This is a genomic window from Anoxybacillus suryakundensis (assembly GCF_001418025.1).
GTDB lineage: Bacteria > Bacillota > Bacilli > Bacillales > Anoxybacillaceae > Anoxybacillus > Anoxybacillus tengchongensis.
Genome location: NZ_LIOK01000020.1, coordinates 21,023 through 46,916 on the forward strand (window position 1 = coordinate 21,023; position 25,894 = coordinate 46,916).

Annotated in this window: 25 protein-coding genes, 1 pseudogene and 1 other annotated feature; of the genes and pseudogenes, 25 read left to right on the plus strand and 1 reads right to left on the minus strand. The window is 45.7% G+C overall.

The window, feature by feature from the left end:
- The first annotated feature begins 38 nt into the window (after positions 1-38).
- The 25 genes from ftsA (at position 39) to pyrE (ending at position 25,454) form a co-directional block, all read left to right on the plus strand.
- The gene (gene ftsA / locus ASC42_RS11735; protein WP_055441903.1) at positions 39-1,319 is read left to right on the plus strand and encodes a cell division protein FtsA; all 1,281 of its coding nucleotides are present in this window, start codon (positions 39-41) and stop codon (positions 1,317-1,319) included.
- A gap of 26 nt (positions 1,320-1,345) precedes the next feature.
- Positions 1,346-2,464 (plus strand): cell division protein FtsZ, encoded by a 1,119-nt coding sequence (ftsZ, locus tag ASC42_RS11740; protein WP_055441904.1) that lies wholly within the window; start codon positions 1,346-1,348, stop codon positions 2,462-2,464.
- A 128-nt stretch (positions 2,465-2,592) separates the two neighbouring features.
- On the plus strand, positions 2,593-3,486 hold the full coding sequence (spoIIGA, locus tag ASC42_RS11745; RefSeq protein WP_055441905.1) for a sigma-E processing peptidase SpoIIGA: 894 nt from the start codon (positions 2,593-2,595) through the stop codon (positions 3,484-3,486).
- Positions 3,487-3,533: 47 nt separating this feature from the next.
- Positions 3,534-4,253, plus strand: coding sequence for an RNA polymerase sporulation sigma factor SigE (sigE, locus tag ASC42_RS11750; RefSeq protein ID WP_032101530.1), 720 nt, complete (start codon positions 3,534-3,536; stop codon positions 4,251-4,253).
- Between the two features lie 65 nt (positions 4,254-4,318).
- Positions 4,319-5,098, plus strand: a complete 780-nt coding sequence (sigG, locus tag ASC42_RS11755) for an RNA polymerase sporulation sigma factor SigG (protein ID WP_055441906.1) — start codon at positions 4,319-4,321, stop codon at positions 5,096-5,098.
- Positions 5,099-5,194: 96 nt separating this feature from the next.
- Positions 5,195-5,437, plus strand: coding sequence for a YlmC/YmxH family sporulation protein (locus tag ASC42_RS11760; protein ID WP_032101528.1), 243 nt, complete (start codon positions 5,195-5,197; stop codon positions 5,435-5,437).
- Positions 5,438-5,506: 69 nt separating this feature from the next.
- Positions 5,507-6,310 (plus strand): peptidoglycan editing factor PgeF, encoded by an 804-nt coding sequence (pgeF, locus tag ASC42_RS11765; RefSeq protein ID WP_055441907.1) that lies wholly within the window; start codon positions 5,507-5,509, stop codon positions 6,308-6,310.
- Positions 6,311-6,314: 4 nt separating this feature from the next.
- Complete coding sequence (locus ASC42_RS11770; protein ID WP_055441908.1) at positions 6,315-6,998, plus strand: YggS family pyridoxal phosphate-dependent enzyme; 684 nt, start codon at positions 6,315-6,317, stop codon at positions 6,996-6,998.
- Entirely contained in the window at positions 6,998-7,420 is a 423-nt protein-coding gene (locus tag ASC42_RS11775; protein ID WP_035046585.1) for a cell division protein SepF, read from the plus strand. The genes ASC42_RS11770 and ASC42_RS11775 overlap by 1 nt, the downstream gene beginning before the upstream one ends.
- A gap of 2 nt (positions 7,421-7,422) precedes the next feature.
- Complete coding sequence (locus tag ASC42_RS11780) at positions 7,423-7,695, plus strand: YggT family protein (protein WP_055441909.1); 273 nt, start codon at positions 7,423-7,425, stop codon at positions 7,693-7,695.
- Positions 7,695-8,474: a YlmH family RNA-binding protein gene (locus tag ASC42_RS11785; RefSeq protein WP_055441910.1), complete on the plus strand. Its 780-nt coding sequence runs from the start codon at positions 7,695-7,697 to the stop codon at positions 8,472-8,474. The genes ASC42_RS11780 and ASC42_RS11785 overlap by 1 nt, the downstream gene beginning before the upstream one ends.
- Before the next feature lie 63 nt (positions 8,475-8,537).
- Positions 8,538-9,041: a DivIVA domain-containing protein gene (locus ASC42_RS11790; protein ID WP_055441911.1), complete on the plus strand. Its 504-nt coding sequence runs from the start codon at positions 8,538-8,540 to the stop codon at positions 9,039-9,041.
- A 44-nt stretch (positions 9,042-9,085) separates the two neighbouring features.
- Positions 9,086-9,301, plus strand: a binding site (T-box leader).
- Between the two features lie 45 nt (positions 9,302-9,346).
- Entirely contained in the window at positions 9,347-12,103 is a 2,757-nt protein-coding gene (gene ileS, locus ASC42_RS11795; RefSeq protein WP_055441912.1) for an isoleucine--tRNA ligase, read from the plus strand.
- Between the two features lie 76 nt (positions 12,104-12,179).
- Positions 12,180-12,668 (plus strand): signal peptidase II, encoded by a 489-nt coding sequence (gene lspA / locus ASC42_RS11800; protein WP_032101521.1) that lies wholly within the window; start codon positions 12,180-12,182, stop codon positions 12,666-12,668.
- The gene (locus ASC42_RS11805) at positions 12,643-13,554 is read left to right on the plus strand and encodes an RluA family pseudouridine synthase (RefSeq protein WP_055441913.1); all 912 of its coding nucleotides are present in this window, start codon (positions 12,643-12,645) and stop codon (positions 13,552-13,554) included. The genes lspA and ASC42_RS11805 overlap by 26 nt, the downstream gene beginning before the upstream one ends.
- A 363-nt stretch (positions 13,555-13,917) precedes the next feature.
- On the plus strand, positions 13,918-14,454 hold the full coding sequence (gene pyrR, locus ASC42_RS11810) for a bifunctional pyr operon transcriptional regulator/uracil phosphoribosyltransferase PyrR (protein ID WP_032101519.1): 537 nt from the start codon (positions 13,918-13,920) through the stop codon (positions 14,452-14,454).
- A 118-nt stretch (positions 14,455-14,572) separates the two neighbouring features.
- Entirely contained in the window at positions 14,573-15,865 is a 1,293-nt protein-coding gene (locus ASC42_RS11815; protein ID WP_035046596.1) for a solute carrier family 23 protein, read from the plus strand.
- 143 nt (positions 15,866-16,008) lie between these two features.
- The gene (locus ASC42_RS11820; RefSeq protein ID WP_055441914.1) at positions 16,009-16,932 is read left to right on the plus strand and encodes an aspartate carbamoyltransferase catalytic subunit; all 924 of its coding nucleotides are present in this window, start codon (positions 16,009-16,011) and stop codon (positions 16,930-16,932) included.
- On the plus strand, positions 16,898-18,184 hold the full coding sequence (locus ASC42_RS11825; protein ID WP_055441915.1) for a dihydroorotase: 1,287 nt from the start codon (positions 16,898-16,900) through the stop codon (positions 18,182-18,184). Before ASC42_RS11820 ends, ASC42_RS11825 begins: the two co-directional genes overlap by 35 nt.
- Positions 18,181-19,275, plus strand: a complete 1,095-nt coding sequence (locus ASC42_RS11830; RefSeq protein ID WP_055441916.1) for a carbamoyl phosphate synthase small subunit — start codon at positions 18,181-18,183, stop codon at positions 19,273-19,275. The genes ASC42_RS11825 and ASC42_RS11830 overlap by 4 nt, the downstream gene beginning before the upstream one ends.
- Positions 19,268-22,459: a carbamoyl-phosphate synthase large subunit gene (gene carB / locus ASC42_RS11835; RefSeq protein WP_055441917.1), complete on the plus strand. Its 3,192-nt coding sequence runs from the start codon at positions 19,268-19,270 to the stop codon at positions 22,457-22,459. The genes ASC42_RS11830 and carB overlap by 8 nt, the downstream gene beginning before the upstream one ends.
- Positions 22,456-23,220, plus strand: a complete 765-nt coding sequence (locus tag ASC42_RS11840; protein WP_055441918.1) for a dihydroorotate dehydrogenase electron transfer subunit — start codon at positions 22,456-22,458, stop codon at positions 23,218-23,220. Before carB ends, ASC42_RS11840 begins: the two co-directional genes overlap by 4 nt.
- On the plus strand, positions 23,217-24,155 hold the full coding sequence (locus ASC42_RS11845; protein WP_055441919.1) for a dihydroorotate dehydrogenase: 939 nt from the start codon (positions 23,217-23,219) through the stop codon (positions 24,153-24,155). The genes ASC42_RS11840 and ASC42_RS11845 overlap by 4 nt, the downstream gene beginning before the upstream one ends.
- Positions 24,127-24,840: an orotidine-5'-phosphate decarboxylase gene (pyrF, locus tag ASC42_RS11850; protein ID WP_055441920.1), complete on the plus strand. Its 714-nt coding sequence runs from the start codon at positions 24,127-24,129 to the stop codon at positions 24,838-24,840. The genes ASC42_RS11845 and pyrF overlap by 29 nt, the downstream gene beginning before the upstream one ends.
- Positions 24,840-25,454: an orotate phosphoribosyltransferase gene (pyrE, locus tag ASC42_RS11855; protein ID WP_055441926.1), complete on the plus strand. Its 615-nt coding sequence runs from the start codon at positions 24,840-24,842 to the stop codon at positions 25,452-25,454. The genes pyrF and pyrE overlap by 1 nt, the downstream gene beginning before the upstream one ends.
- 39 nt (positions 25,455-25,493) lie before the next feature.
- Here pyrE and ASC42_RS14100 read toward each other — a convergent pair.
- Positions 25,494-25,894 (minus strand): annotated as a pseudogene (locus ASC42_RS14100) (hypothetical protein); the annotation flags it as partial.

The window sequence follows — 25,894 nt, forward strand, 5'->3', positions numbered from 1 at the left end:
CATAACAACGTTCATTTTGTAAAGGAGGTGCCACCAGAATGAACAGCAACGATTTTTATGTTAGTCTTGACATCGGTACGTCCAGTGTAAAAGTCATCATTGGCGAAATGATTAACGATCAGTTAAACATTATCGGTGTCGGCAATGTGAAATCGCAAGGGCTGAAAAAAGGCTCCATTATTGATATAGATGAAACGGTACAATCGATTAAACGAGCGATTGAACAAGCGGAACGGATGGTCGGCGTAACGATTAAAGGCGCCATTGTCGGAGTAAACGGCAATCACATTCAACTTCAACCGTGCAACGGGATTGTCGCTGTATCAAGCGAAAATAAGGAAATTACGAATGAAGACGTCACGCGCGTCATCGAAGCAGCACAAGTCGTTTCCGTTCCACCAGAGCGCGAAATTATTGATGTCATTCCAAAACAGTTTATCGTTGACGGGCTTGATGGCATTAACGACCCGCGCGGCATGTTAGGTGTCCGATTAGAAATGGAAGGAACGATGATTACCGCATCGAAAACGGCTTTACATAACGTGCTTCGCTGTGTTGAACGAGCGGGGTTAGAAGTGCTTGATGTATGTCTTCAACCGCTAGCGGCAGCCTCAATTGCGCTATCGAAAGATGAAAAAAACTTAGGTGTGGCACTCATTGATATCGGTGGCGGTTCAACGACGGTCGCTGTGTTTGAACAAGGGTTTTTACAAGCAACGACCGTGCTTCCGATCGGTGGTGAACATATTACAAAAGATTTATCGATCGGCATGCGTACATCGACAGAAGATGCAGAACGCATTAAACTAAAACATGGACATGCGTTTTACGATCTTGCGTCTGAAGAAGAAGTATTTAGCGTTCCAATTATCGGCACGGACCAACATCAACAATTTAGCCAATTAGAAATTGCGGATATGATTGAAGCGCGTGTAGAAGAAATTTTACAAATGGCACAAGCAGAAATTCGTCGACGCGGATTCCGTGATTTGCCTGGTGGCTATGTGTTAACGGGTGGGACAGTCAATATGCCGGGCGTATTAGAACTTGCCGAAGCGATTTTTGAACATACTGTTCGCGTGGCGATGCCGGATTATATTGGTGTTCGTGATCCACAATATACAAACGGTGTCGGTTTAATTCAATTCGCCTATAAAAATGCGAAGTTACAAGGAAGACACGTTCCTGTTCTTTCTTCTAGCGCGGCAAACGATTTCCAGACGGAGAAAAAGGCGCATAAAGCGCCAGCAAAACCGAAACAAAAAGAAGAACATTTAGGACATAAAGTCAAGAAATTTTTCGGATACTTTTTTGAATGACAATTTGAATGGCTAGGAGGATTATCATGTTGGAGTTTGACACGACTGTTGATCAGTTAGCGACAATTAAAGTAATTGGTGTCGGTGGCGGCGGAAATAACGCTGTCAATCGCATGATTGAACACGGAGTACAAGGTGTTGAATTTATTGCAGTCAATACAGATGCTCAAGCGTTAAACTTATCAAAGGCTCCAATTAAGCTGCAAATTGGCGCGAAGTTGACACGTGGATTAGGTGCAGGGGCAAATCCAGAAGTAGGAAAAAAAGCAGCAGAAGAAAGTAAAGAACAAATTGAAGAAGCGCTCAAAGGTGCCGATATGGTATTCGTCACAGCCGGTATGGGCGGAGGAACAGGAACGGGTGCGGCTCCAGTCATCGCTCAAATCGCGCGTGATTTAGGTGCGCTTACTGTTGGTGTCGTGACACGACCATTTACATTTGAAGGAAGAAAGCGTGCGATGCAAGCGGCAAGCGGTATTGCGGCGATGAAAGAAGCAGTCGATACACTCATTGTCATTCCGAACGATCGTCTGTTAGAAATTGTAGACAAAAATACGCCGATGTTAGAAGCGTTCCGCGAAGCAGACAACGTGCTTCGTCAAGGTGTACAAGGCATCTCTGACTTAATTGCCGTACCGGGATTAATTAACTTAGATTTTGCTGATGTGAAAACGATTATGTCAAATAAAGGTTCAGCTCTGATGGGAATCGGTGTAGCAACAGGAGAGAACCGTGCCGCAGAAGCAGCGAAAAAAGCGATCTCTAGCCCGCTATTAGAAACGTCCATCGACGGTGCGCAAGGGGTATTAATGAACATTACAGGCGGTACGAACTTAAGCTTATACGAAGTGCAAGAAGCAGCTGACATCGTCGCATCAGCTGCCGACCAAGACGTCAATATGATTTTTGGTTCGGTCATTAACGAAAACTTAAAAGACGAAATTATTGTGACTGTCATCGCGACAGGATTTAACGAAGAAGTGAATCAAGTGAAAGCAACACGACAAGCGGTTGTCAAACCGAACGTTGGCGTCAAACGCGAGAAAAAAGAAGAGCCGATTGACTACTCGCCAACGCGCGGACAACAAGCAGAAGATCCGCTTGACATTCCAGCTTTCCTGCGCAACCGCAATCGTCGTCGTTAAAAAAACGCTCACTACGTGTGGGCGTTTTTTATTTTCATCATCTGACAAAATCTCTAAAGAAATGACGTCATCGTTTGACATACTTTTCTATTGAAAGTGCTATATACTAGTTTCAAGATAAGGAGGGGATGCCGCTGATTTATGCCGATCTTGTATGGTTATTAAATCTTTGTTTTGATGCAATGTTACTATGGCTTGCGGCGATTATGTTAAAGCGCCGTGTTCGGTTATGGCGGCTTATGCTTGCGGCATTATTCGGCTCGCTGCTTGTGTTGCTTATTTTCACGCCTTTTGCCTATATGATGTCTCATGTCGCAACAAAACTCATCGTCTCTTTTTTCATCGTTTGGATTTGTTTTGGCTTTCATCGTTTTCGTTTTTTTATCGAAAATGTGCTCGCTTTTTATTTTGCCACGTTTATGATGGGCGGAGGGCTCATTGCATTTCACTTTTTACTACAAAGTGAAATCACAGCTTATTCATCACGATGGATTTTGCATTCCACTTCGGTTAGCTGGTTGTTTGTCGTCATGATGTTTCCGATTTTATGGTTGTTATCTAAGGCGCAAATGGGAACGATTCGGGAAAAAAAATTACGCTTTGAACATGTCATTGACGTACGTGTGACATGTTTTGGACAAACGGTATGTTTAAAAGGATTAGTCGATAGCGGAAACCAGTTGCGCGACCCGTTAACAAACACACCGGTCATGATTGTGGAATTGCAACCGTTCGCACATATATTTCCTCCAACCGTTTTACAAATGATTCACAACCGGACGTACACAGATGACATCCCGAGCGAATGGGTTAGTCGTATACGTTTCGTTCCATATCGAGCCGTTGGTGTCGAGCAACAGCTATTAATCGCAATGAAACTAGACGACGTGCAATGGTCGGACGGAAAACAATGGACATCTGTTACAAAAGTGCTTGTTGGTTTTCACCCGTCGTCGCTTTCCGCTGACGGAGAGTACAACTGCATCGTTCATCCGCATATGGTCATGTCGCAAGCTTCGTAATTATTATGATTATACGGCCGATTGTGCCGAAATAGAAGGGGGATTTTATGAAGTTATTCAAATTGCGCCTCACGTATTTATGGTACAAACTACTAAAAAAATTAGGGCTCAAAGCGGACGAAATTTATTACATCGGTGGAAGCGAAGCGTTGCCACCTCCGCTCACTAAAGAGGAAGAAGAAATGCTTTTAAAAAAACTTCCTTCTGGAGATGAAACGGCTCGTTCACTACTTATTGAACGAAATCTTCGCCTTGTCGTTTACATTGCTCGAAAATTTGAAAATACCGGCATTAACATTGAGGATTTAATTAGCATTGGTACGATTGGATTAATTAAAGCGGTCAATACGTTTAATCCGGAAAAAAAAATTAAGCTCGCTACATATGCGTCGCGCTGTATTGAAAATGAAATTTTAATGTATTTACGGCGCAACAATAAAGTGCGCTCGGAAGTATCGTTTGATGAACCGTTAAACATTGACTGGGACGGCAATGAACTGTTGTTGTCTGACGTATTAGGCACAGAAGATGACGTCATTACGAAAGATTTAGAGGCAAATATTGATCGCAGTTTACTATTTCGCGCCCTTGACCAATTGAGTGACAGAGAGAAACAAATTATGGAACTTCGCTTCGGGCTAAGTGGTGGCGAAGAAAAAACACAAAAAGATGTTGCGGATTTATTAGGCATTTCTCAATCGTACATTTCCCGTCTAGAAAAGCGAATTATTAAACGATTGCGAAAAGAATTTAACAAAATGATGTAATGCATATTTTTCCCTTCGAAGGAGATACTGAAAGCTGACAGCATCTCCTGTAAGGAGGGAAAGACATGGCAAGAAACAAAGTTGAAATTTGCGGCGTTGATACATCGAAACTTCCCGTACTGAAAAACGAAGAAATGCGTGAATTATTTCGGCAAATGCAAGCCGGTGACATATATGCACGCGAAAAATTAATTAACGGGAATTTACGGCTCGTATTAAGCGTCATCCAACGATTTAACAATCGTGGTGAATATGTCGACGATTTGTTTCAAGTCGGCTGTATCGGACTTATGAAATCGATTGATAACTTTGATTTAAGTCAAAACGTGAAATTTTCAACGTATGCCGTACCGATGATTATTGGTGAAATTCGCCGATATTTACGTGACAATAACCCGATTCGTGTGTCCCGCTCGCTGCGCGACATTGCATACAAAGCGTTACAAGTGCGCGAAAAAATGATGAGTGAAACAGCAAAAGAACCGACGGCAGAAGAAATTGCAAAAATTTTAGACGTCCCACACGAAGACATTGTATTTGCGTTAGATGCTATTCAAGATCCTGTGTCGTTATTTGAACCGATTTACAACGATGGTGGCGACCCTATTTACGTGATGGATCAGCTGAGCGATGAGAAAAACCGCGATACAAACTGGATTGAAGAAATCGCGCTCAAAGAAGGGCTTCGTCGCTTAAACGAACGGGAAAAAATGATTATTCGCAAACGATTTTTTCAAGGAAAAACACAAATGGAAGTTGCCGAAGAAATTGGCATCTCGCAAGCACAAGTATCTCGTTTAGAAAAAGCCGCCATTAAACAAATGAATAAAAATATTCAATGGTAAATAACCCCCATGCAGTTGGGGGTTTTTCTATGTGACTACACCCCCTCCCTTATGCATACATATAGAAGATAGAAAGAAGAAAAGGAGCGGGGGAACATGGTGAAAATTTCTGAACTACAACAAAAAGACGTCGTCAATGTTGCCAACGGCAAACGCCTCGGAAATATTGGAGATATTGATATTAATTTAACGACCGGTCAAATTGAAGCCATTATTATTATTGGTGCCGGGAAAGTGCTCGGCTTATTCGGACGGACGGATGAAATCATTATTCCGTGGCGCGATATTGTCAAAGTCGGCGCTGATGTCATTCTCGTTCGATTAGATGGCGATGAATAGTTCAGGTTTTCGGCAAGCTGTGATAAAATAGGAAAAAAAGTGATAAAATTGTACAAAGGATGTCGGACGATGAATGAAATATTTCGACAAGCGCATGAGTCATTGCTTATGTTTGACGACTGGGAAAACGTCATTGTTGCGTTTACAACAAAACGAGGTGGAGTAAGCAGCGAGCCGTTTGCGACGTTAAACGTTGGCATGCACGTCAACGATCATCGACATGCGGTGTATGAAAATCGGAAAAAAGTAGCCGAGCAGTTAAACGTTTCGCTTGATCGCTGGGTATGTGCCGATCAAGTGCACGGCGTACACATCGAAAAAGTGACGAACGAACATGCAGGCAAAGGGGTGCGCACGTACGATACCGCTTTGCCGCATACAGACGGGCTGTACACGCGCGAGCAACAACTCATGTTAGCGCTTTGTTTTGCGGATTGTGTTCCGCTTTACTTTTTTGCCCCAAGTAAAAAGCTCATTGGACTTGCACATGCCGGTTGGAAAGGAACGGTGCATAACATCGCTGGTGAAATGGTGAAGCGGTGGAATGAAGAAGGAGTAGATGCGCGTGATATGTATGTCGTCATTGGGCCATCGATCGGTCGCTGTTGTTATATCGTCGATGATCGCGTCATCACATTCGTTCAAAAGGCGCTAGTCAACTCGTCTCAATCTCTTTATAATGAAACAAGTAAGGGACAGTATGCGCTCGATTTAAAAGAAATGAATAAACAGCTTTTGCAGCAAGCAGGTGTTCCGAGTGAACACATCGCTATTTCATCGTATTGCACAAGCTGTGAGCAGTCATTATTTTTCTCCCACCGTCGCGACGGTGGACAAACAGGAAGAATGATGGCGCTTATTGGCTGGAGGTGATGACATGTCTGTGAAACAACGGTTACAAACGATTCAACAACATATTGCTGAAGCGTGTGAAAAAACAGGACGCAACGCCGCAGACGTTCAAATCGTGGCAGTGACAAAATACGTAAGCATCGCACGCGCAAACGAAGCGGTGAAAGCAGGCATCGTTCATTTAGGTGAAAGTCGTGCCGACGGTTTTTTGCAAAAATATGAAGCAATCGGAAAAGAAGCGACGTGGCATTTTATCGGTACGTTGCAATCGAGAAAAGTAAAACAAATCATCGATTACGTCGACTACATTCATTCGCTTGATCGTCTTTCGTTAGCGGAAGAAATCGACAAACGAGCGAATCGAACAATGAAATGTTTTGTGCAAGTGAACGTCTCAGGAGAGATGTCTAAACATGGATTAGCGCCAGAGGATGTATTTTCGTTTATTGAAACATTATCCGCTTTTTCGCGTATTGAAGTTGTTGGATTGATGACGATGGCGCCATATACGGATGATGAAGCGACGATTCGTCGTTGTTTTCGAACGTTGCGTGAGTTAAAAGAGCGCGTGCAAGAAAAACAATATCCGCATGCTCCATGTACACAACTGTCGATGGGAATGTCAAACGATTACGTCATTGCCGTTGAAGAAGGAGCTACGTTTCTTCGACTTGGTACATGTCTTGTCGGTGAAGAGGAGGTGGAATGATGGGATTTGTGAAAAAAATTCGCGATTTTTTCGATTTAGATGAAGAAAAATGGGAAGAGGATGAATACGAGCAAGAAGAAGTTGCTCAACAACCAAAAGCCGAACAAAAGCAAAACGTCGTCAGTTTACAAAGCGTGCAAAAATCGTCCAAGCTCGTTTTATTTGAACCACGTGCTTACGCAGAAGTACAAGAAATTGCCGACCATTTAAAAAATCGACGTGCTGTTGTCGTCAATGTTCATCGTGTCGACCGCGATCAAGCGCGACGCATCGTTGACTTTTTAAGCGGAACGGTATATGCGATTGGCGGAGACATTCAGCAAGTCGGCTCGACCATTTTTTTATGCACACCGGATAACGTCGATGTGAGCGGCTCGATTTCCATTGTTTCTGATGATGAACCGACAATAAAGAGGTGGTAAATGTGTATTCAATAGCAAACTTTGTAGCAACAGTCATTGAAGTATATTCATATGCGATTATTATTTACATTTTAATGTCTTGGTTTCCAAATGCGCGCGAAACGAAAGTGGGGCAATTTTTTGCCAACATTTGTGAGCCGTATTTAGAGCCGTTTCGTCGCTTCATTCCACCGATTGGCATGATCGACATTTCGCCGATCGTCGCCTTGCTTGTGTTACGCTTTGCGACGGCAGGCGTTTACGGATTAGTCGATATGGTTAGTCGAGGATTGTAATGGATATTTATCAACATTTTCGAAAAGAAGAGCATCATTTTATCGATCTCGTGTGCGAATGGAAGCGGCTTGTGACGGAACAGTACGCTCCGAAACTCACGGACTTTTTAACTCCGCGCGAACAACAAATCGTCCGCTCGATTGTCGGCAACAACGACGAGGTGCACGTTGCTTTTTTTGGCGGTTCATCATCTGTATCTGTTGAACGAAAGCGTGCGCTATTATATCCGCCGTACATGCAACCGAATGAAGATGATTTTCAACTATCGTTGTTTTCCATTCGCTATCCGAAAAAATTTGTGACGCTCGGGCATCGTGATGTGCTCGGTGCCCTTTTGTCACTCGGTGTGAAGCGTGAAAAGTTTGGCGACATCGTCATCGTTGATGATGTCATTCAATTTGTCGTTGCTAAAGAAATTGCACCATTTGTAAAAATGAACGTCACAGCGATTGGAAAAGCAAAAGTATCGTTAGAAGAACAACCACTTTCCCAGCTTCTTGCTGTGAAAGAAGAATGGGAGGAAGAAACGTTTACTGTTTCTTCTTTGAGACTTGATGCGATTTTAGCCCAATGTTTCCGAATATCGCGTCAAAAAGCGCAAGCGCTCATTACTCAAAACTATGCAAAAGTAAATTGGAAAACGGTCGACCAAGCTCATATGGAGTGTCAGGAAGGGGATTTGCTTTCGTTGCGCGGGTATGGCCGCTGCCGACTGCAAGCGGTTGTTGGACAAACAAAAAAGGAAAAATGGCGCATCGTTGTCGAAAAAACAAAATAAAAGCAGGATTTTCGCAAAACATGTCGAAACATACGGTACGTACATAAGATGGAGGTGGGCTACATGCCGTTAACGCCGTTAGATATTCATAATAAAGAATTTAGCCGAGGCTTTCGCGGATATGATGAAGATGAAGTAAATGAGTTTTTAGACCAAGTCATTAAAGATTATGAAATGATCTTGCGTGAAAAAAAGCAGCTTGAAGAAAAAGTAAAAGAGCTGACAGAGCGACTCAACTACTTTACAAATATTGAAGAAACGTTAAATAAATCGATTTTAATCGCCCAGGAAACAGCAGAAGAAGTGAAGCGAAACGCGCAAAAAGAAGCGAAGCTCATCATGAAAGAGGCGGAGAAAAACGCAGATCGCATCATTAGTGAAGCGCTCGCTAAAACGCGGAAAATTGCGATGGAAGTGGAAGAATTAAAACGTCAAGCGAAAGTGTTCCGCAATCGTTTTAAAATGTTAATTGAAGCACAGCTCGATATGTTAAACAACGGCGATTGGGATCATTTATTAGATTACAAGCTTGATGATGAAACGGTGCAAGAAATAACCGAGTCTTGACGGACGACATGGTTATTGCCTATAATATCGAATACAGTTATATCGCAAAAACGATGAAGGGGACAGTAGTTCTTTCATCAGCTTATTTCAGCGAGCCGAGGGCGGTGGAAGCTCGGCATAAGCGAAAGAATGAACATCACCCCGGAGTTCCGTGCCGAACGAATAGTAGGCCACGGCGCGTCATTCCCGTTACGAATGTCGAGTGGGCTATGTTTACATAGTCAATAAGGGTGGTACCGCGAGACCTTCTCGTCCCTTTTGGGCATGAGAAGGTTTTTTTATTTACATAAAAGGAGGTTGATATAATGGATTACAAAGATACGTTACTTATGCCAAAGACCGATTTCCCGATGCGTGGAAATCTTCCACAACGGGAACCACAAATGCAAGCGAAATGGGAAGAGATGGACATTTATCGTAAAGTGCAAGAGCGCACGAAAGATCGTCCGCTGTTTGTGCTGCATGACGGACCGCCGTATGCGAACGGCGACATTCATATGGGCCATGCGCTCAATAAAATTTTAAAAGACTTTATCGTGCGCTATAAATCCATGAGCGGTTATTGTGCCCCGTACGTGCCAGGATGGGATACGCACGGTTTGCCAATTGAAACGGCGCTCACGAAAAATAAAGGCGTCAATCGGAAAGAAATGAGCGTTGCGGAGTTCCGCAAGCTATGCGAACAATATGCATACGAGCAAATCGACCGCCAGCGCGAGCAATTTAAACGACTCGGTGTGCGCGGCGATTGGGACAATCCTTACATTACGTTAACGCCAGAATACGAAGCACAACAAATTAAAGTATTTGGCGAAATGGCGAAAAAAGGATTAATTTATAAAGGATTAAAACCGGTCTATTGGTCTCCATCGAGCGAATCGGCGCTTGCTGAAGCTGAAATTGAATATAAAGATAAACGCTCGCCATCGATTTACGTTGCATTCCCTGTCAAAGACGGAAAAGGGGTGCTTGAAGGCGATGAAAAAATCATCATTTGGACGACAACCCCATGGACGATTCCAGCGAACTTAGGCATCGCTGTTCATCCACAGCTGCAATATAGCGTTGTTGAGGCAGACGGTGGCAAATATGTCGTTGCATCCGAGTTATTACAATCGGTGCAAAAAGAAATCGGTTGGGAACATGTCGCTGTATTAAAAACAGTCAAAGGAAGCGAACTTGAGTACGTCGTTGCGAAACATCCGTTTTACGACCGTGATTCGCTCGTCATTTGCGGCGAACACGTCACAACAGACGCCGGAACAGGTTGCGTCCATACGGCGCCAGGACACGGGGAAGATGACTTTATCGTCGGCCAAACGTACGGCTTAGGTGTCCTTTGCCCTGTCGACGAGCGCGGATATATGACAGAAGAAGCGCCAGGGTTTGCCGGCATGTTTTACGATGATGCGAACAAAGCAATTACAGAAAAGCTACAAGAAGTAGGTGCTTTATTAAAATTATCGTTTATTACCCACTCATATCCGCACGACTGGCGGACGAAGCAACCGACGATTTTCCGTGCGACAGCCCAATGGTTTGCGTCCATTGATAAAATTCGGGATCAATTGTTGCAAGCGGTCGAAGAAACAAAATGGGTGCCAGCATGGGGTGAAATTCGCATCCATAATATGATTCGCGATCGCGGTGATTGGTGCATTTCACGTCAACGTGCATGGGGAGTACCAATTCCAGTCTTTTATGCGGAAAACGGCGAGCCAATTATTACAGATGAAACGATTGAACACGTATCGAACTTGTTCCGCCAATACGGCTCAAACGTTTGGTTTGAACGTGACGCGAAAGATTTACTGCCAGAAGGGTTTACGCATCCAGGTAGCCCGAACGGACGGTTTACGAAAGAGACAGACATTATGGACGTATGGTTCGACTCAGGTTCTTCTCATCAAGCGGTATTGGAAGAACGTGACGATTTACAACGTCCAGCCGATCTTTATTTAGAAGGGTCCGACCAATATCGCGGCTGGTTTAACTCGTCGCTTTCAACCGCAGTTGCCGTCACCGGAAAAGCACCGTATAAAGGGGTATTAAGCCACGGATTCGTGTTAGATGGCGAAGGACGAAAAATGAGCAAATCGCTCGGTAACGTCGTCGTGCCTGCGAAAGTAATGGAACAACTCGGCGCCGATATTTTGCGTCTTTGGGTTGCTTCTGTCGACTATCAAGCAGACGTGCGCATTTCTGACAACATTTTAAAACAAGTCGCAGAAGTGTATCGCAAAATTCGCAACACGTTCCGCTTTATGCTCGGTAACTTATTTGATTTCAACCCTGCGGAACATACGGTGGCGATCGATCAATTGCGCGAAGTCGACCGCTATATGCTCATTAAATTAAATCGTCTCATCGAAAAAGTCAAACAAGCGTATGAAACGTATGAATTTGCGACGATTTACCATGAAGTAAACAACTTCTGTACTGTTGATTTAAGCGCATTTTATTTCGACTTCTCGAAAGACGTATTGTACATCGAAGCGGCAAACAATCATGAACGTCGCTCGATTCAAACGGTGTTGTATGAAACGCTTGTTGCGTTAACAAAACTTGTTGCGCCGATTTTACCGCATACAGCAGATGAAGTATGGTCGTACATTCCGCACGTCCAAGAAGAAAGCGTCCAGCTCGTCGATATGCCGGAAGCAGTGCATATTGATGATGCAGATCGCATCGTTAAAAAATGGGATGCGTTTATGGAATTGCGCGATGAAGTATTAAAAGCGCTAGAAGTGGCGCGCAATGAAAAACTGATTGGTAAGTCGCTTACAGCACATGTCATTTTATATCCGACCGATGAAACGAAAGCGCTCATCGATTCGATTGAAGAAGATATGAAACAGCTATTAATCGTTTCAGCATTTTCAATTGGCGGCGCATTTACAGAAGCACCGAGCGAGGCGCAAACATTTACGAAAACAGCGATTGTCGTCAAACAAGCGGAAGGAAAAACGTGCGCGCGCTGCTGGGTTGTCACACCAACAGTAGGAGAAGATGCAGACCACCCAGAACTATGTCCACGTTGTGCGACAATTGTCAAGCAATAACACCCATCCCCCTTCGCTTTTGAGGGGGGATTGTTTTATGATAAAATGAAAAAGAATTTCGCTTTGGAGGGGTATGATGTTATATTATTTGCTTGCTTTTGTCGTTATATTGATCGACCAATGGACGAAATGGCTTGTCGTTCGCTATATGGAATTAGGCGAAAGCATTCCGATTATCGAAAACGTGTTATACATGACGTCGCATCGCAATCGTGGCGCGGCATGGGGCATGTTGCAAGGGCAATTTTGGCTGTTTTATGTCATTACCATCGTCGTCGTTGTCGGCATCGTCATATACATTCAACGGTTGCAACCGACGCAGCGACTATTTGGTATCGCCCTTGGACTCATGCTTGGCGGCGCGCTCGGCAACTTTATTGATCGCGTGTTTCGAAAAGAAGTCGTTGACTTTGTGCATACGTATATTTTTAATTATAGCTTTCCGATTTTTAACGTCGCCGATGCAGCATTAACGATCGGTGTTGCGCTCATGTTTATTTATACATGGATCGAAGAAAAACAACGAAAGGGAATGAGCGATGGAGCAAATTCAACTCACGATTGAAGAACAACATGATGGGGAACGCATTGATAAAGTGATTGCTGAATTAAATGAACAATGGTCGCGTTCTCAAGTACAACAATGGTTAAAAGAAGGGCATGTGCTCGTTAACGGCAAAGCAGTGAAACCGAATTACAAATGCCATGTCGATGATGACGTGGTTATTTCCATTCCTGATCCGGAGCCGTTAGATGTGAAACCGGAGCCAATTCCGCTTGACATTTATTATGAAGATGCAGACGTGCTAGTTGTCAATAAGCCGCGGGGCATGGTCGTTCATCCAGCACCAGGGCATATGCACGGGACGCTTGTCAACGCATTGCTTGCTCATTGTCAAGACCTTTCAGGCATTAACGGTGTATTGCGACCAGGCATTGTTCATCGCATTGATAAAGATACGTCTGGTTTATTAATGATCGCAAAAAATGATTTGGCGCACGAGTCGCTTGTTAATCAACTTGTAAACAAAACGGTGACGCGCAAATATGTTGCAATTGTTCACGGCGTCATTCCGCACGATTACGGGACGATTGATGCGCCAATCGGGCGCGACCCACGCGATCGTCAAAGTATGGCGGTCGTTGAAAACGGAAAAGAAGCGGTGACGCATTTTCGCGTTCTTGAACGATTTGAACATTATACGTTTGTGGAGTGTCAACTCGAAACAGGGCGAACACATCAAATTCGCGTCCATATGAAATATATCGGCTATCCGCTTGCGGGTGATCCGAAATACGGTCCGCGCAAAACGTTACCGATTGATGGACAAGCGCTTCATGCCGGCGTATTAGGATTTCATCACCCGCGCACAGGCGAATATTTGCAGTTTGAAGCCCCGATGCCTCATGAATTTGAACGATTGCTCGACATGTTGCGAAATAATCGTTGACAAACGAAACAAGGAAACGTAAAATGAACTCAAGTGAACAAAGACCTTTAAGTTCAGTCCCGTGAGGCTGAGAAGGTGTCGGATCTAGGTGACGTATGCCTACATGTACCCTCTCGCCAAACGGTGAGGGGGTTTTTTTGTAAAAGACAAGAAAGTATAAAATTTCAGATTTAGGGAGCTGTCTAGCTCCAAGCGCCATCGGTGTGATGCGCTCCGCCCTTTCTTTCGGCGGCAGCCTCCTCGGTGGGGCTTGTGCGCTCTTCGCGGAGCCAAGGATGGCGACATTTCGCCGTTGCCCGCAGGATGCGGGCTGCCTTTAGGTGAAATTAGGGCGCTTTGCGCTTTTCTTATGGAGGTGAAACGATGCAAAAAGCGATCGTATTAGATGAACAAGCGATTCGACGCGCATTGACGCGCATTGCCCACGAAATTATTGAGCGCAATAAAGGGATTGACGGCTGTGTGCTCGTCGGCATTAAAACGCGCGGCATTTACTTAGCAAAACGATTAGCCGAACGCATTGAACAAATTGAAGGAACATCCATTCCTGTTGGCGAGCTAGACATTACATTGTACCGCGACGATTTAACGGTAAAAACGGACGATCGCGAACCGCTTGTGAAAGGAACGGACGTCCCGTTTTCTGTTACGAATCAAAAAGTCATTTTAGTTGATGACGTATTATTTACAGGCCGAACGGTGCGCGCAGCAATGGATGCCGTGATGGATCTTGGACGTCCGGCACAAATTCAATTGGCGGTGCTCGTTGATCGCGGTCATCGTGAATTGCCAATTCGCGCTGATTTTGTCGGCAAAAACATTCCGACGTCAAGCTCGGAAATGATCGTCGTCGAATTGAAAGAAGTAGACGACATCGATCAAGTCAGCATACATGAATAAAGCACCCTTTTTAAAGGCAGTCCAGTGAGGCTGACAAAGGGGATTCGTTTCCTACACCCTCTTTGTGCCTTTGTACGGACAAAGAGGGTTTTTTATATAAAAGAAAGGGAGAGAGAAGATGAACAAACCAGTATTAGACGTGAAAGATGTCCCTTCTTTCGGGCAGCTTGTTACACTTAGTTTACAACATTTATTTGCGATGTTTGGTGCAACGATTTTAGTGCCGTATTTAGTCGGACTAAGTCCAGCGATGGCGCTCATTTCAAGCGGACTCGGCACACTCGCCTTTTTAATCGTCACAAAATGGCAAGTTCCTGCGTACCTCGGTTCATCATTTGCGTTTATTACACCCATTATTGCAGCCAAAGCAGCTGGTGGTCCGGGTGCGGCGATGATCGGCAGCTTTTTAGCCGGACTCGTATATGGCATCGTCGCTTTAGCGATTAAAAAAGCAGGGTATCGTTGGATTATGAATTTACTCCCGCCAATCGTTGTCGGTCCAGTCATTATCGTCATCGGTTTAGGATTAGCCAACGTCGCCGTCAGCATGGCGATGAACGGTCCAGACGGAAAATATAGCTTGACGCACTTTTCTGTTGCAGTTGTGACGCTTGCCGCAACAATTATGTTCTCGATTTTATCGCGAGGAATGTTTAGTCTTGTGCCTGTCCTTATGGGCATTATCGTCGGTTACGTGTACGCGTTAGCTGTCGGTGTCGTCGATTTATCAGGGGTGGCGAAAGCAAAATGGCTTGAGATGCCTGATTTCTTATTGCCGTTCGTTCATTATGACGTGCGTGTGACGCTCGATATTGTGCTTTTGATGGTGCCTGTGGCGATTGTGACATTATCTGAACATATCGGTCATCAGCTCGTATTAAGCAAAGTCGTTGGGCGCGACTACATTAAAGAACCAGGTTTACATCGCTCCATTTTCGGTGACGGATTAGCAACGATGATTTCTGCGCTCATCGGTGGTCCACCGAAGACGACATACGGCGAAAATATCGGCGTATTAGCAATTACACGCGTATATAGTGTGTACGTGTTAGCTGGCGCCGCTGTCCTTGCGATCGCGTTCGGATTTCTCGGTAAAGTGACAGCGCTCATTAGCTCCATTCCGACGCCGGTCATGGGTGGTGTATCCATCTTATTGTTTGGAATTATCGCTTCTTCTGGTTTGCGCATGCTTGTCGATAGTAAAATCGACTTTGGAGATAAACGAAACTTAGTCATTTCATCTGTCATTCTCGTCATTGGCATCGGGGATGCTGTTGTCAAAGTATCAGAACAATTTGAAGTGCACGGTATGGCGCTTGCAGCCATCACAGGTATCGTATTAAACCTCATTTTGCCAGGTCGCCCGAAAGTGTCGGATAGTGTATTTGAACAAAAACATGATGTCGCATAACACACCTTTTAAAAGAAGTCCAGCGAGGCTTACAAAGGTGTGACAGAGGAAATCCGTTCATTGAAACGGCCTCTTTCCTCATGCTTTTGAAACACCTTGCCTCGCTCGGCAAGGTGTTTTTTACTAAAAAGGAGGAGTTTTATATGCATTTACTTACGTTAACAGAGTTATCAGTTGATGAAGTGCTTGCCATTTTGCATGAAGCGGAACGATTTGCAAACGGAGAGACGTGGCGAGTGAATAAACAAACGTTCGTTGCCAACTTATTTTTTGAGCCGAGCACGCGCACAAAATGTAGCTTTGAAATTGCGGAACGAAAACTTGGGCTTGAAGTCATTCCGTTTGATGCAGACATGTCGAGCGTCCAAAAAGGCGAAACGTTGTACGATACGATTCGGACGTTGCAAGCGATCGGTGTGGAATCAGTCGTCATTCGCCACCCATCTGATCATTACTTTGACTCACTTCGCGAAACGATTCATATCCCGATCATTAACGCCGGTGACGGATGCGGTCACCATCCGACCCAATCGTTACTGGACTTAATGACGATTCGTCAACAGTTTGGCACATTTATAGGGCTTCATATCGCAATCGTTGGTGACATTCGTCATAGCCGAGTGGCACGTTCCAATGCTGAAATATTAACAAGGCTAGGCGCAAATGTCTTATTTTGCAGCCCGCCTGAGTGGCAAGATATAACGAATCCGTATGGCACGTACGTCGAATTCGATACAGCCGTAAAAGAGGCAGATGTGATTATGCTTCTTCGCATTCAACATGAGCGGCATGAAGAAAAAATGGGATGGACGAAAGAACAATATCACGAGCAATACGGCTTAACGATCGCGCGGGAAAAACAAATGAAAAAAACGAGCATCATTTTACACCCAGCTCCAGTCAATCGCGACGTAGAAATCGCAAGCGAGCTCGTTGAGTGTGAACGCTCACGCATTTTTAAACAAATGGAAAACGGCGTATACGTGCGCATGGCTGTATTAAAACGAGCAATACAAAAAGGGGGAACAAAACATGACTATCATTTTCAAACGTGCACGCTTGCTTAATCAACAAGGCGAGCTGACGTTAGCTGATATAAAAATGAACGACGGGCGCATCGTTCAAATCGCACCTCACATCGCTGTAAGCGATCATGACGAGGTGATCGACGTGTGTGAACAGTTTGTCGCGCCGGGATTTATCGACGTACACGTTCATTTGCGCGAACCGGGTGGGGAACATAAAGAAACGATCGCTACAGGTACGCTTGCTGCTGCCAAAGGCGGATTTACGACGATTGCGGCGATGCCAAACACAAAACCTGTACCCGATACGAAACAACAAATGGCATGGCTCGTTAACCGCATTCGCGAAACGGCGCACGTGCGCGTGTTACCATATGCTTCGATTACGATACGTCAAGCAGGAAAACAGCTCGTCGATTTTGCCGCCTTAAAAGAAGCAGGGGCGTTCGCATTTACAGACGATGGTGTTGGCGTGCAAAGCGCACGTATGATGTATGAGGCGATGAAACAAGCCGCTTCTCTCGATATGCCAATTGTCGCGCATTGTGAAGACGAAACGCTCACGTATAAAGGATGCGTGCATGACGGATCATTTGCAAAGCGGCATGGGCTTTTAGGCATTCCTTCCGTTTGCGAATCTGTACATATTGCACGCGATGTGCTGTTAGCGGAGGCGACAGGATGTCACTACCACGTTTGCCATATAAGTACGAAACAATCGGTGCGCATCGTTCGCGAGGCGAAGCAAGCAGGCATTCGCGTCACTGCCGAAGTCACACCGCACCATTTACTGCTTTGCGACGAAGATATTCATTCGTTAGACGCGAATTTTAAAATGAATCCACCGTTGCGAGCGAAAGAAGATCAACAAGCGTTAATCGAAGGATTACTTGACGGAACGATTGATTTTATCGCAACTGACCATGCCCCGCATACAGAAGAAGAAAAAAGCGAAGGGATGGCACTTGCTCCGTTTGGCATTGTCGGATTAGAAACCGCCTTTCCGCTCTTATATACGCATCTTGTTGAAAAAGGGATATGCACGTTAAAACAGCTCGTCGATTGGCTTTCAAAAAAGCCAGCGGAGACGTTTCGCATCGAAGGCGGGGAACTAAAAGTTGGCGCGAAAGCAGATGTAGTTGTCATCGATTTACATCATGAACAAGTCATTGATCCTCATACATTTGCTTCAAAAGGAAAAAACACACCGTTTGCCGGTTGGACATGTAAAGGATGGCCGACGATGACGATTGTAGATGGAAAAATTGTTTGGCAGAAAGGAAGAGAGAGATGAAACGACAACTGATTTTAGAAGATGGGACTCGCTTTGTTGGCGAGGCGTTTGGAAGTGAACGACAAACAATCGGTGAAGTCGTGTTTAACACCGGGATGACAGGATATCAAGAAATTTTAACCGACCCGTCATATTGCGGGCAAATCGTGACGATGACGTATCCTTTGATCGGAAACTATGGCATAAACCGCGACGACTTCGAATCGATTGAACCGCATGTGTTCGGTTTTATCGTAAAAGAAGCGTGCGCATCCCCTTCTAATTGGCGAAGCGAGCTAACGATTGACGAATATTTGCGCATAAAAAACATTCCGGGGTTGGCCGGTGTCGATACGCGGAAACTAACGCGCATCATTCGCCAATACGGCACGCTAAAAGGAATGATTTGTGACATGGACGTGTCCGTTTCCGAGGCGGTCGCTTATTTAAAAGAAGCGGAACTTGCGCGCGATCAAGTGAAGCGCGTATCGACAAAAAGCCCATACGCTAGCCCAGGGCGCGGCCATCGCGTCGTTTTAATCGACTTCGGCATGAAGCACGGCATTTTGCGCGAACTAAATAAACGTCATTGCGACGTCATCGTATTACCATACAACGCAACCGCAGAAGATGTGTTGCAACTTCATCCCGACGGCGTTATGTTATCAAACGGACCAGGGGATCCGAAAGATGTACCAGAAGCCATTGACATGATTCAAAACATACTTGGTCACGTTCCGCTTTTTGGGATTTGCCTTGGGCATCAACTGTTTGCGCTTGCCTGCGGAGCGAATACGGAAAAAATGAAGTTCGGTCATCGCGGTTCCAATCATCCGGTGAAACATATTGAAACAGGAAAAGTAGCGATCACTTCACAAAATCACGGTTACACAGTTACAGAACAGTCACTCGTTCATACGCGATTAGAAGTGACGCATATCGCATTAAACGACGGAACGATTGAAGGGCTTCGTCATAAAGATGTTCCCGCGTTTACGGTGCAATATCATCCGGAAGCGTCGCCTGGTCCAGAAGATGCCAATCATTTATTCGATGATTTTATCGCGATGATTGAACAGTTTAAAAAAGAAAGAGGTGTCGTTCATGCCTAAACGTCAAGATATTGAAACGATTCTCGTCATCGGTTCTGGACCGATCGTCATCGGGCAGGCAGCGGAGTTTGATTATGCTGGGACGCAAGCATGTTTAGCGTTAAAAGAAGAAGGGTATAAAGTCATTCTCGTCAACTCCAATCCAGCGACGATTATGACCGATACACAAATTGCTGACAAAGTGTATATGGAGCCGTTAACGCTCGAATTTGTCGCGCGCGTCATTCGAAAAGAACGTCCCGATGCGATTTTGCCGACGCTCGGCGGACAGACGGGGTTAAACTTAGCCGTCGAATTAGCGAAAGCGGGAGTACTTGAAGAATGCGGCGTTGAAATTCTCGGCACGAAATTAGAAGCGATTGAAAAAGCAGAAGACCGCGAACAATTTCGCGCGCTTATGAACGAACTCGGTGAGCCGGTGCCAGAAAGCGCGATCGTGCATAGTTTACAAGAAGCGTATGCGTTCGTTGACCAAATTGGCTATCCGGTCATCGTTCGTCCGGCGTTTACGCTCGGCGGAACAGGCGGAGGCATTTGTACGAACGAAGAAGAGCTTGTCGACATCGTTTCAAGCGGCTTAAAAATGAGCCCTGTGCATCAATGTTTACTAGAAAAAAGCATCGCCGGCTATAAAGAAATTGAATATGAAGTGATGCGCGATGCGAAAGACAATGCGATCGTCGTCTGCAATATGGAAAATATCGATCCGGTCGGCATTCATACGGGCGATTCGATCGTCGTCGCCCCAAGCCAAACGTTAAGCGATCGCGAATATCAACTGTTGCGAAACGCCTCGCTTCGCATTATTCGTGCGCTCGGTATTGAAGGAGGTTGCAACGTTCAGCTCGCTCTTGATCCGCACAGTTTTCAATATTACGTCATCGAAGTGAATCCGCGCGTCAGTCGCTCATCGGCGCTTGCATCGAAAGCAACGGGGTATCCGATTGCGAAACTCGCCGCAAAAATTGCCGTCGGTTTAACGCTTGATGAAATGATGAATCCTGTGACAGGAAAAACGTACGCTTGCTTTGAACCGACGCTTGATTACGTCGTCACAAAAATTCCGCGCTTTCCGTTTGATAAATTTGAATCAGCGAACCGCCATCTCGGCACGCAAATGAAAGCGACAGGAGAAGTGATGGCGATCGGGCGCACGTTTGAAGAATCGCTATTAAAAGCGGTACGCTCGCTTGAAACGAACGTCTATCATTTGGAACTAAAAGAACAAGTCGATGATGCATTACTACAAAAACGCATTCAAAGAGCGGGAGATGAACGGCTATTTTATATTGCAGAAGCGTTTCGTCGCGGCGTAACGGTTGAACAAGTGCATGCATGGAGTCAAATCGATCCGTTCTTTTTAACGAAAATGGCAGGCATCGTACAGTACGAATTTGTTTTACGCGAACATGTTGGTGATATCGACGTACTAAAAAAAGCGAAAGAAATGGGCTTTTCCGATGTGGCGATTGCGAAATGCTGGCAAATGACAGAACGCGACGTCTATGAGCTGCGGAAACGCGCTCGCATAACGCCTGTATATAAAATGGTCGATACGTGTGCCGCAGAATTTGAATCGGAAACGCCGTATTATTACAGCACATATGAAGAAGAAAACGAATCGCTCGTTACGCCGCGCGAAAGTGTCGTCGTCCTCGGCTCTGGTCCGATTCGTATCGGGCAAGGGATCGAGTTCGACTACGCGACCGTTCATTGTGTATGGGCGATTAAAGAAGCAGGGTACGAAGCGATCATTATTAACAACAATCCGGAGACGGTATCGACCGACTTTAGCATTTCCGATAAGCTATACTTTGAACCGTTAACGATTGAAGATGTGATGCACGTCATCGATTTAGAACAGCCAATGGGCGTCATCGTTCAATTTGGCGGCCAAACCGCGATCAATTTAGCGGCGGAATTAGCGGCGCGCGGGGTGCGCATTCTCGGCACGTCGCTTGAAGATTTAGATCGTGCCGAAAACCGCGACAAATTTGAGCGGACGCTTGCGCAACTCGGCATTCCACAACCGAAAGGAAAAACAGCGTTTTCCGTTGAAGAAGCGGTACACATTGCTGAAGACATCGGCTATCCTGTTCTCGTGCGCCCGTCGTATGTGCTCGGCGGTCGGGCGATGGAAATCGTCTATAAAAAAGAAGAGCTGCTACATTATATGGAGCACGCGGTGAAAGTAAATCCGCAACACCCGGTATTAATTGACCGTTATTTAATCGGAAAAGAAATCGAAGTCGATGCGATTTCTGACGGGGAAGACGTATTCATTCCGGGCATTATGGAACATATTGAGCGCGCTGGTGTCCATTCGGGCGATTCGATCGCCGTCTATCCGCCGCAAACGTTAACAAAAGACGTTCAACAAAAAATTGTCGACTATACGATTGCGCTGGCGAAAGGGTTGCGCATCGTTGGATTGTTGAACATTCAGTTCGTGTTATATGACGGCGAGGTGTACGTGTTAGAAGTCAATCCACGTTCAAGCCGCACCGTTCCATTTTTAAGTAAAATTACGAACGTCCCGATGGCCAATCTCGCGACAAAAGTTATCTTAGGGGCGAAGTTAAAAGAACTTGGCTACTACACCGGATTGAAAGAAGAAAGCGAAGGCGTATATGTGAAAGCACCGGTCTTTTCATTTGCGAAATTGCGCAACGTCGATATTTCGCTCGGTCCAGAAATGAAATCGACGGGCGAAGTGATCGGGAAGGATGAAACGTTTGCGAAGGCGCTTTATAAAGGGCTTGTCGCTTCGGGGATTCACATTCGTCCGTACGGGGCAGTTTTATTAACGATTGCCGATAAAGATAAAGAAGAAGCGATCGACATCGCCCGTCGCTTTTACAATATTGGATATCAGTTGCTTGCGACAAATGGCACCGCGCAAACGTTGCGCGAAGCGAACATTCCTGTGACTGTCGTCGCGAAAATTCATACCGGCACACCGAACATTCTTGACGTCATTCGCCAAGGCGAAGCGCAAGTTGTCATTAACACGTTAACAAAAGGAAAAGAAACGGAAAGCGACGGCTTCCGCATTCGGCGCGAAGCGGTAGAAAACGGCATCCCTTGTTTAACGTCGCTCGATACAGCGAAAGCGATGCTTCTCGTTTTAGAAGCGATGACGTTTTCGACAACAGCGATGGCAGAAAAGAAGGTGGGCGTATGAACGAACATATGACAATCATCTCCAATCGCCAAATAGCGAAAGGCATTTATGAATTGACGCTCGCTAGTTCACTCGTTCAGCGCATGCACACGCCCGGGCAATTTGTGCATGTCAAAGTAGCAAACGTCGCCCCACTGTTGCGCCGGCCGCTCAGCCTTTGCGACATCAATCACGAAGCAGGCGAATGTACGATCGTTTACCGTGCGGAAGGGACAGGCACAACGCTCCTTTCGCAAAAACAGCCTGGGGAGACGCTCGATGTGCTCGGTCCGCTCGGAAACGGCTTTCCGCTTTCCGCCCTTTCTAGCGAACAGCGTGCCCTTCTTGTCGGCGGCGGCATCGGGGTGCCCCCGTTATATGAACTAGCGAAACAACTAGTGAAAAACGGTGTATGTGTGACGATCGTGCTCGGCTTTCAAACGAAAGACGTCGTCTTTTACGAGGAACGCTTCGCCTCGTTCGGCAAAACGTATGTGGCGACTGCAGACGGCTCGTACGGCATGAAAGGGTTTGTTACCGACGTCATTGAACATCACGCTCTTTCGTTTGATGTGCTATATGCGTGCGGACCGAAGCCGATGTTAAAAGCATTACAACAACAATTTCCGCATAAAGAACTATATTTGTCATTAGAAGAACGGATGGGTTGCGGTGTCGGCGCTTGTTTCGCATGCGTATGTCGCGTGCCGCATAGCGAAACAGCATATAAAAAAGTATGTAGCGACGGGCCGGTATTTCGAGCGGGGGAGGTCGTGTTATGAACCGATTAGCAGTTGAATTGCCAGGACTTTCGCTAAAAAATCCGATTATGCCTGCCTCAGGTTGTTTCGGATTCGGACGGGAATACGCGAAATTTTACGACTTAAGCGTCCTTGGAGCCATCATGATTAAAGCGACGACGCTTGAAGCGCGCTTTGGCAATCCGACGCCGCGCGTCGCCGAGACGCCAAGCGGCATGTTAAATGCAATCGGACTGCAAAACCCCGGTATAGACAAAGTGCTAGCTGAAGAACTTCCGTGGTTAGCGCAATACGACGTACCGATTATCGCTAACATTGCTGGCTCAACGGTAGAGGAATATGTAGAAGTCGCCAAGCGCATATCAAAAGCGCCAAACGTTCATGCGCTTGAGCTAAATATTTCATGCCCAAACGTGAAAAAGGGCGGCATCGCATTTGGAACAGTTCCAGAAGTCGCTGCGGAGCTGACGCGGGCGGTAAAAGAAGTGTCTGCCGTGCCTGTGTATGTGAAACTATCTCCAAATGTGACAAACATTGTCGCGATGGCAAAAGCGATTGAACGAGCGGGAGCAGACGGATTGACGATGATTAATACGTTATTAGGTATGCGCATTGACGTCAAAACAGCGAAGCCGATTTTAGCGAACGTAACCGGCGGGTTATCCGGTCCAGCCATTAAACCGATTGCACTGCGAATGATTTATGAAGTAAGCCAGGCGGTATCGCTTCCGATTATCGGCATGGGTGGCATTCAAAGTGCGGAAGATGTGATTGAGTTTTTTTACGCTGGTGCGAGCGCGGTCGCGATCGGAACAGCGCATTTTATCGACCCGTACGTTTGTCCAAATGTGATTCGCGATTTGCCACCGCTTTTAGATGAACTTGGCATTCAACATATTTCGGAATGTACGGGAAGGAGCTGGAACAATGGACAAACCGTTTATTGTGGCGCTTGATTTTTCATCCAAGGAAGAAGTGTGGTCGTTTTTACAGCTATTTTCTGATACGTCGCTCTTTTTAAAAGTCGGCATGGAACTATATTTTCAAGAAGGTCCAACGATCATCGACGAGTTAAAACAGCGCGGACATCATATTTTTTTAGATTTAAAGCTTCATGATATTCCGCATACAGTGAAACGAGCGATGAAAGGCTTGGCGAAATTAGGTGTCGATTTAGTAAACGTTCATGCATCGGGAGGATGCGCGATGATGCGCGCAGCGGTCGAAGGATTAGAAGAAGGGACGCCTCCTGGAATGAAGCGTCCGCGTTGCATTGCGGTGACGCAACTAACGAGCACAAACGAACGCATGCTTCACGATGAATTGTTAATTGACCGGACGATGAATGAAACGGTACTTCATTACGCTAAGCTTGCATACGATAACGGGCTTGACGGCGTCGTTTGTTCCGCAAAAGAAGTGCCGCTTCTTCGCGCAACTTTCGGGTCATCGTTTATCACTGTCACCCCAGGCATTCGCTTTGCGGACGATCAAGCGGACGATCAAGTGCGCATCGTCACACCTAATCAGGCGAAACAGCGCGGAACAAACTATATCGTCATCGGACGAAGCATCACAAAAGCGCATGATCCGTATGCGGCATATGAGCGGTTAAAACAAGAATGGGATGGTGGACAATGATGAAAAAAGAAATCGCAAAACAATTACTTTCCATCGGTGCGGTGTCGTTAAGCCCAAACGAACCGTTTACTTGGTCTTCCGGCATACAAGCCCCCATTTATTGCGACAATCGGTTGACGTTAGCGCACCCGACGACGAGACGAATGATTGCTGATGAACTAACCGCGCTTATTCGCACGCATTTTCCAACCGTTCAAGTCGTTGCTGGCACAGCTACTGCAGGCATTCCTCATGCCGCATGGGTGAGCGAACGGCTCGATGTGCCGATGTGTTACGTGCGCAGTCAAGCGAAAGGACACGGAAAAGGAAAACAAATTGAAGGGAAAATCGAAGCAGGTCAACATGTCGTCGTCATTGAAGATTTAATTTCAACAGGCGGCAGCTCACTCAATGCCGTACGCGCTTTGCGGGAGGCAGGATGTCACGTACTTGGCGTCGTTGCGATTTTTACATACGGATTACAAAAAGGAAAACGAGCGTTTGAACGCGAACACGTTCCGGTCTATACAGTGACTGATTACGATGCGCTAATGGAAACAGCGATGGAACTCGGCATCATTACCGAAGAAGAGCGAGCGACGTTACATCATTGGCGTGAGCAATTAGAAGCATAAAGAAAAGGGTGTCCAACGAGCGACACCCTTTTCTTACACTTATTTCGTGGAAATGACGTTTGTTTTCAAATAGTGGATATCGTTTGCTTGTTGAATCGAACGGAGTGATAACGCTTGTAGGATCGTTTCTTGATGAGCTATTTTCTCAAACCCTTCTTCCATTTGTTGCGACAACTGCTCGATTTGCTGTTTGATAGATGGAATTTCTTGTACATGCAACTCAACAACAGTCATTCGTTCCATCAACTGCCCAACCATTTCCCGAATAGCTGGCACAAGCGCCACATCGTCTTTCGTTGCCATATGTTGTTCAATACTTGCAATATCGTCTTTTGTGGCCATTGTCTGTTCGATATGCTCCACACGGTGTTCAAGCGCATGCATACTGTCTTCCAGAGCGGCCACATCGTCTTTCGTTGCCATACGTTGTTCGATGCTTG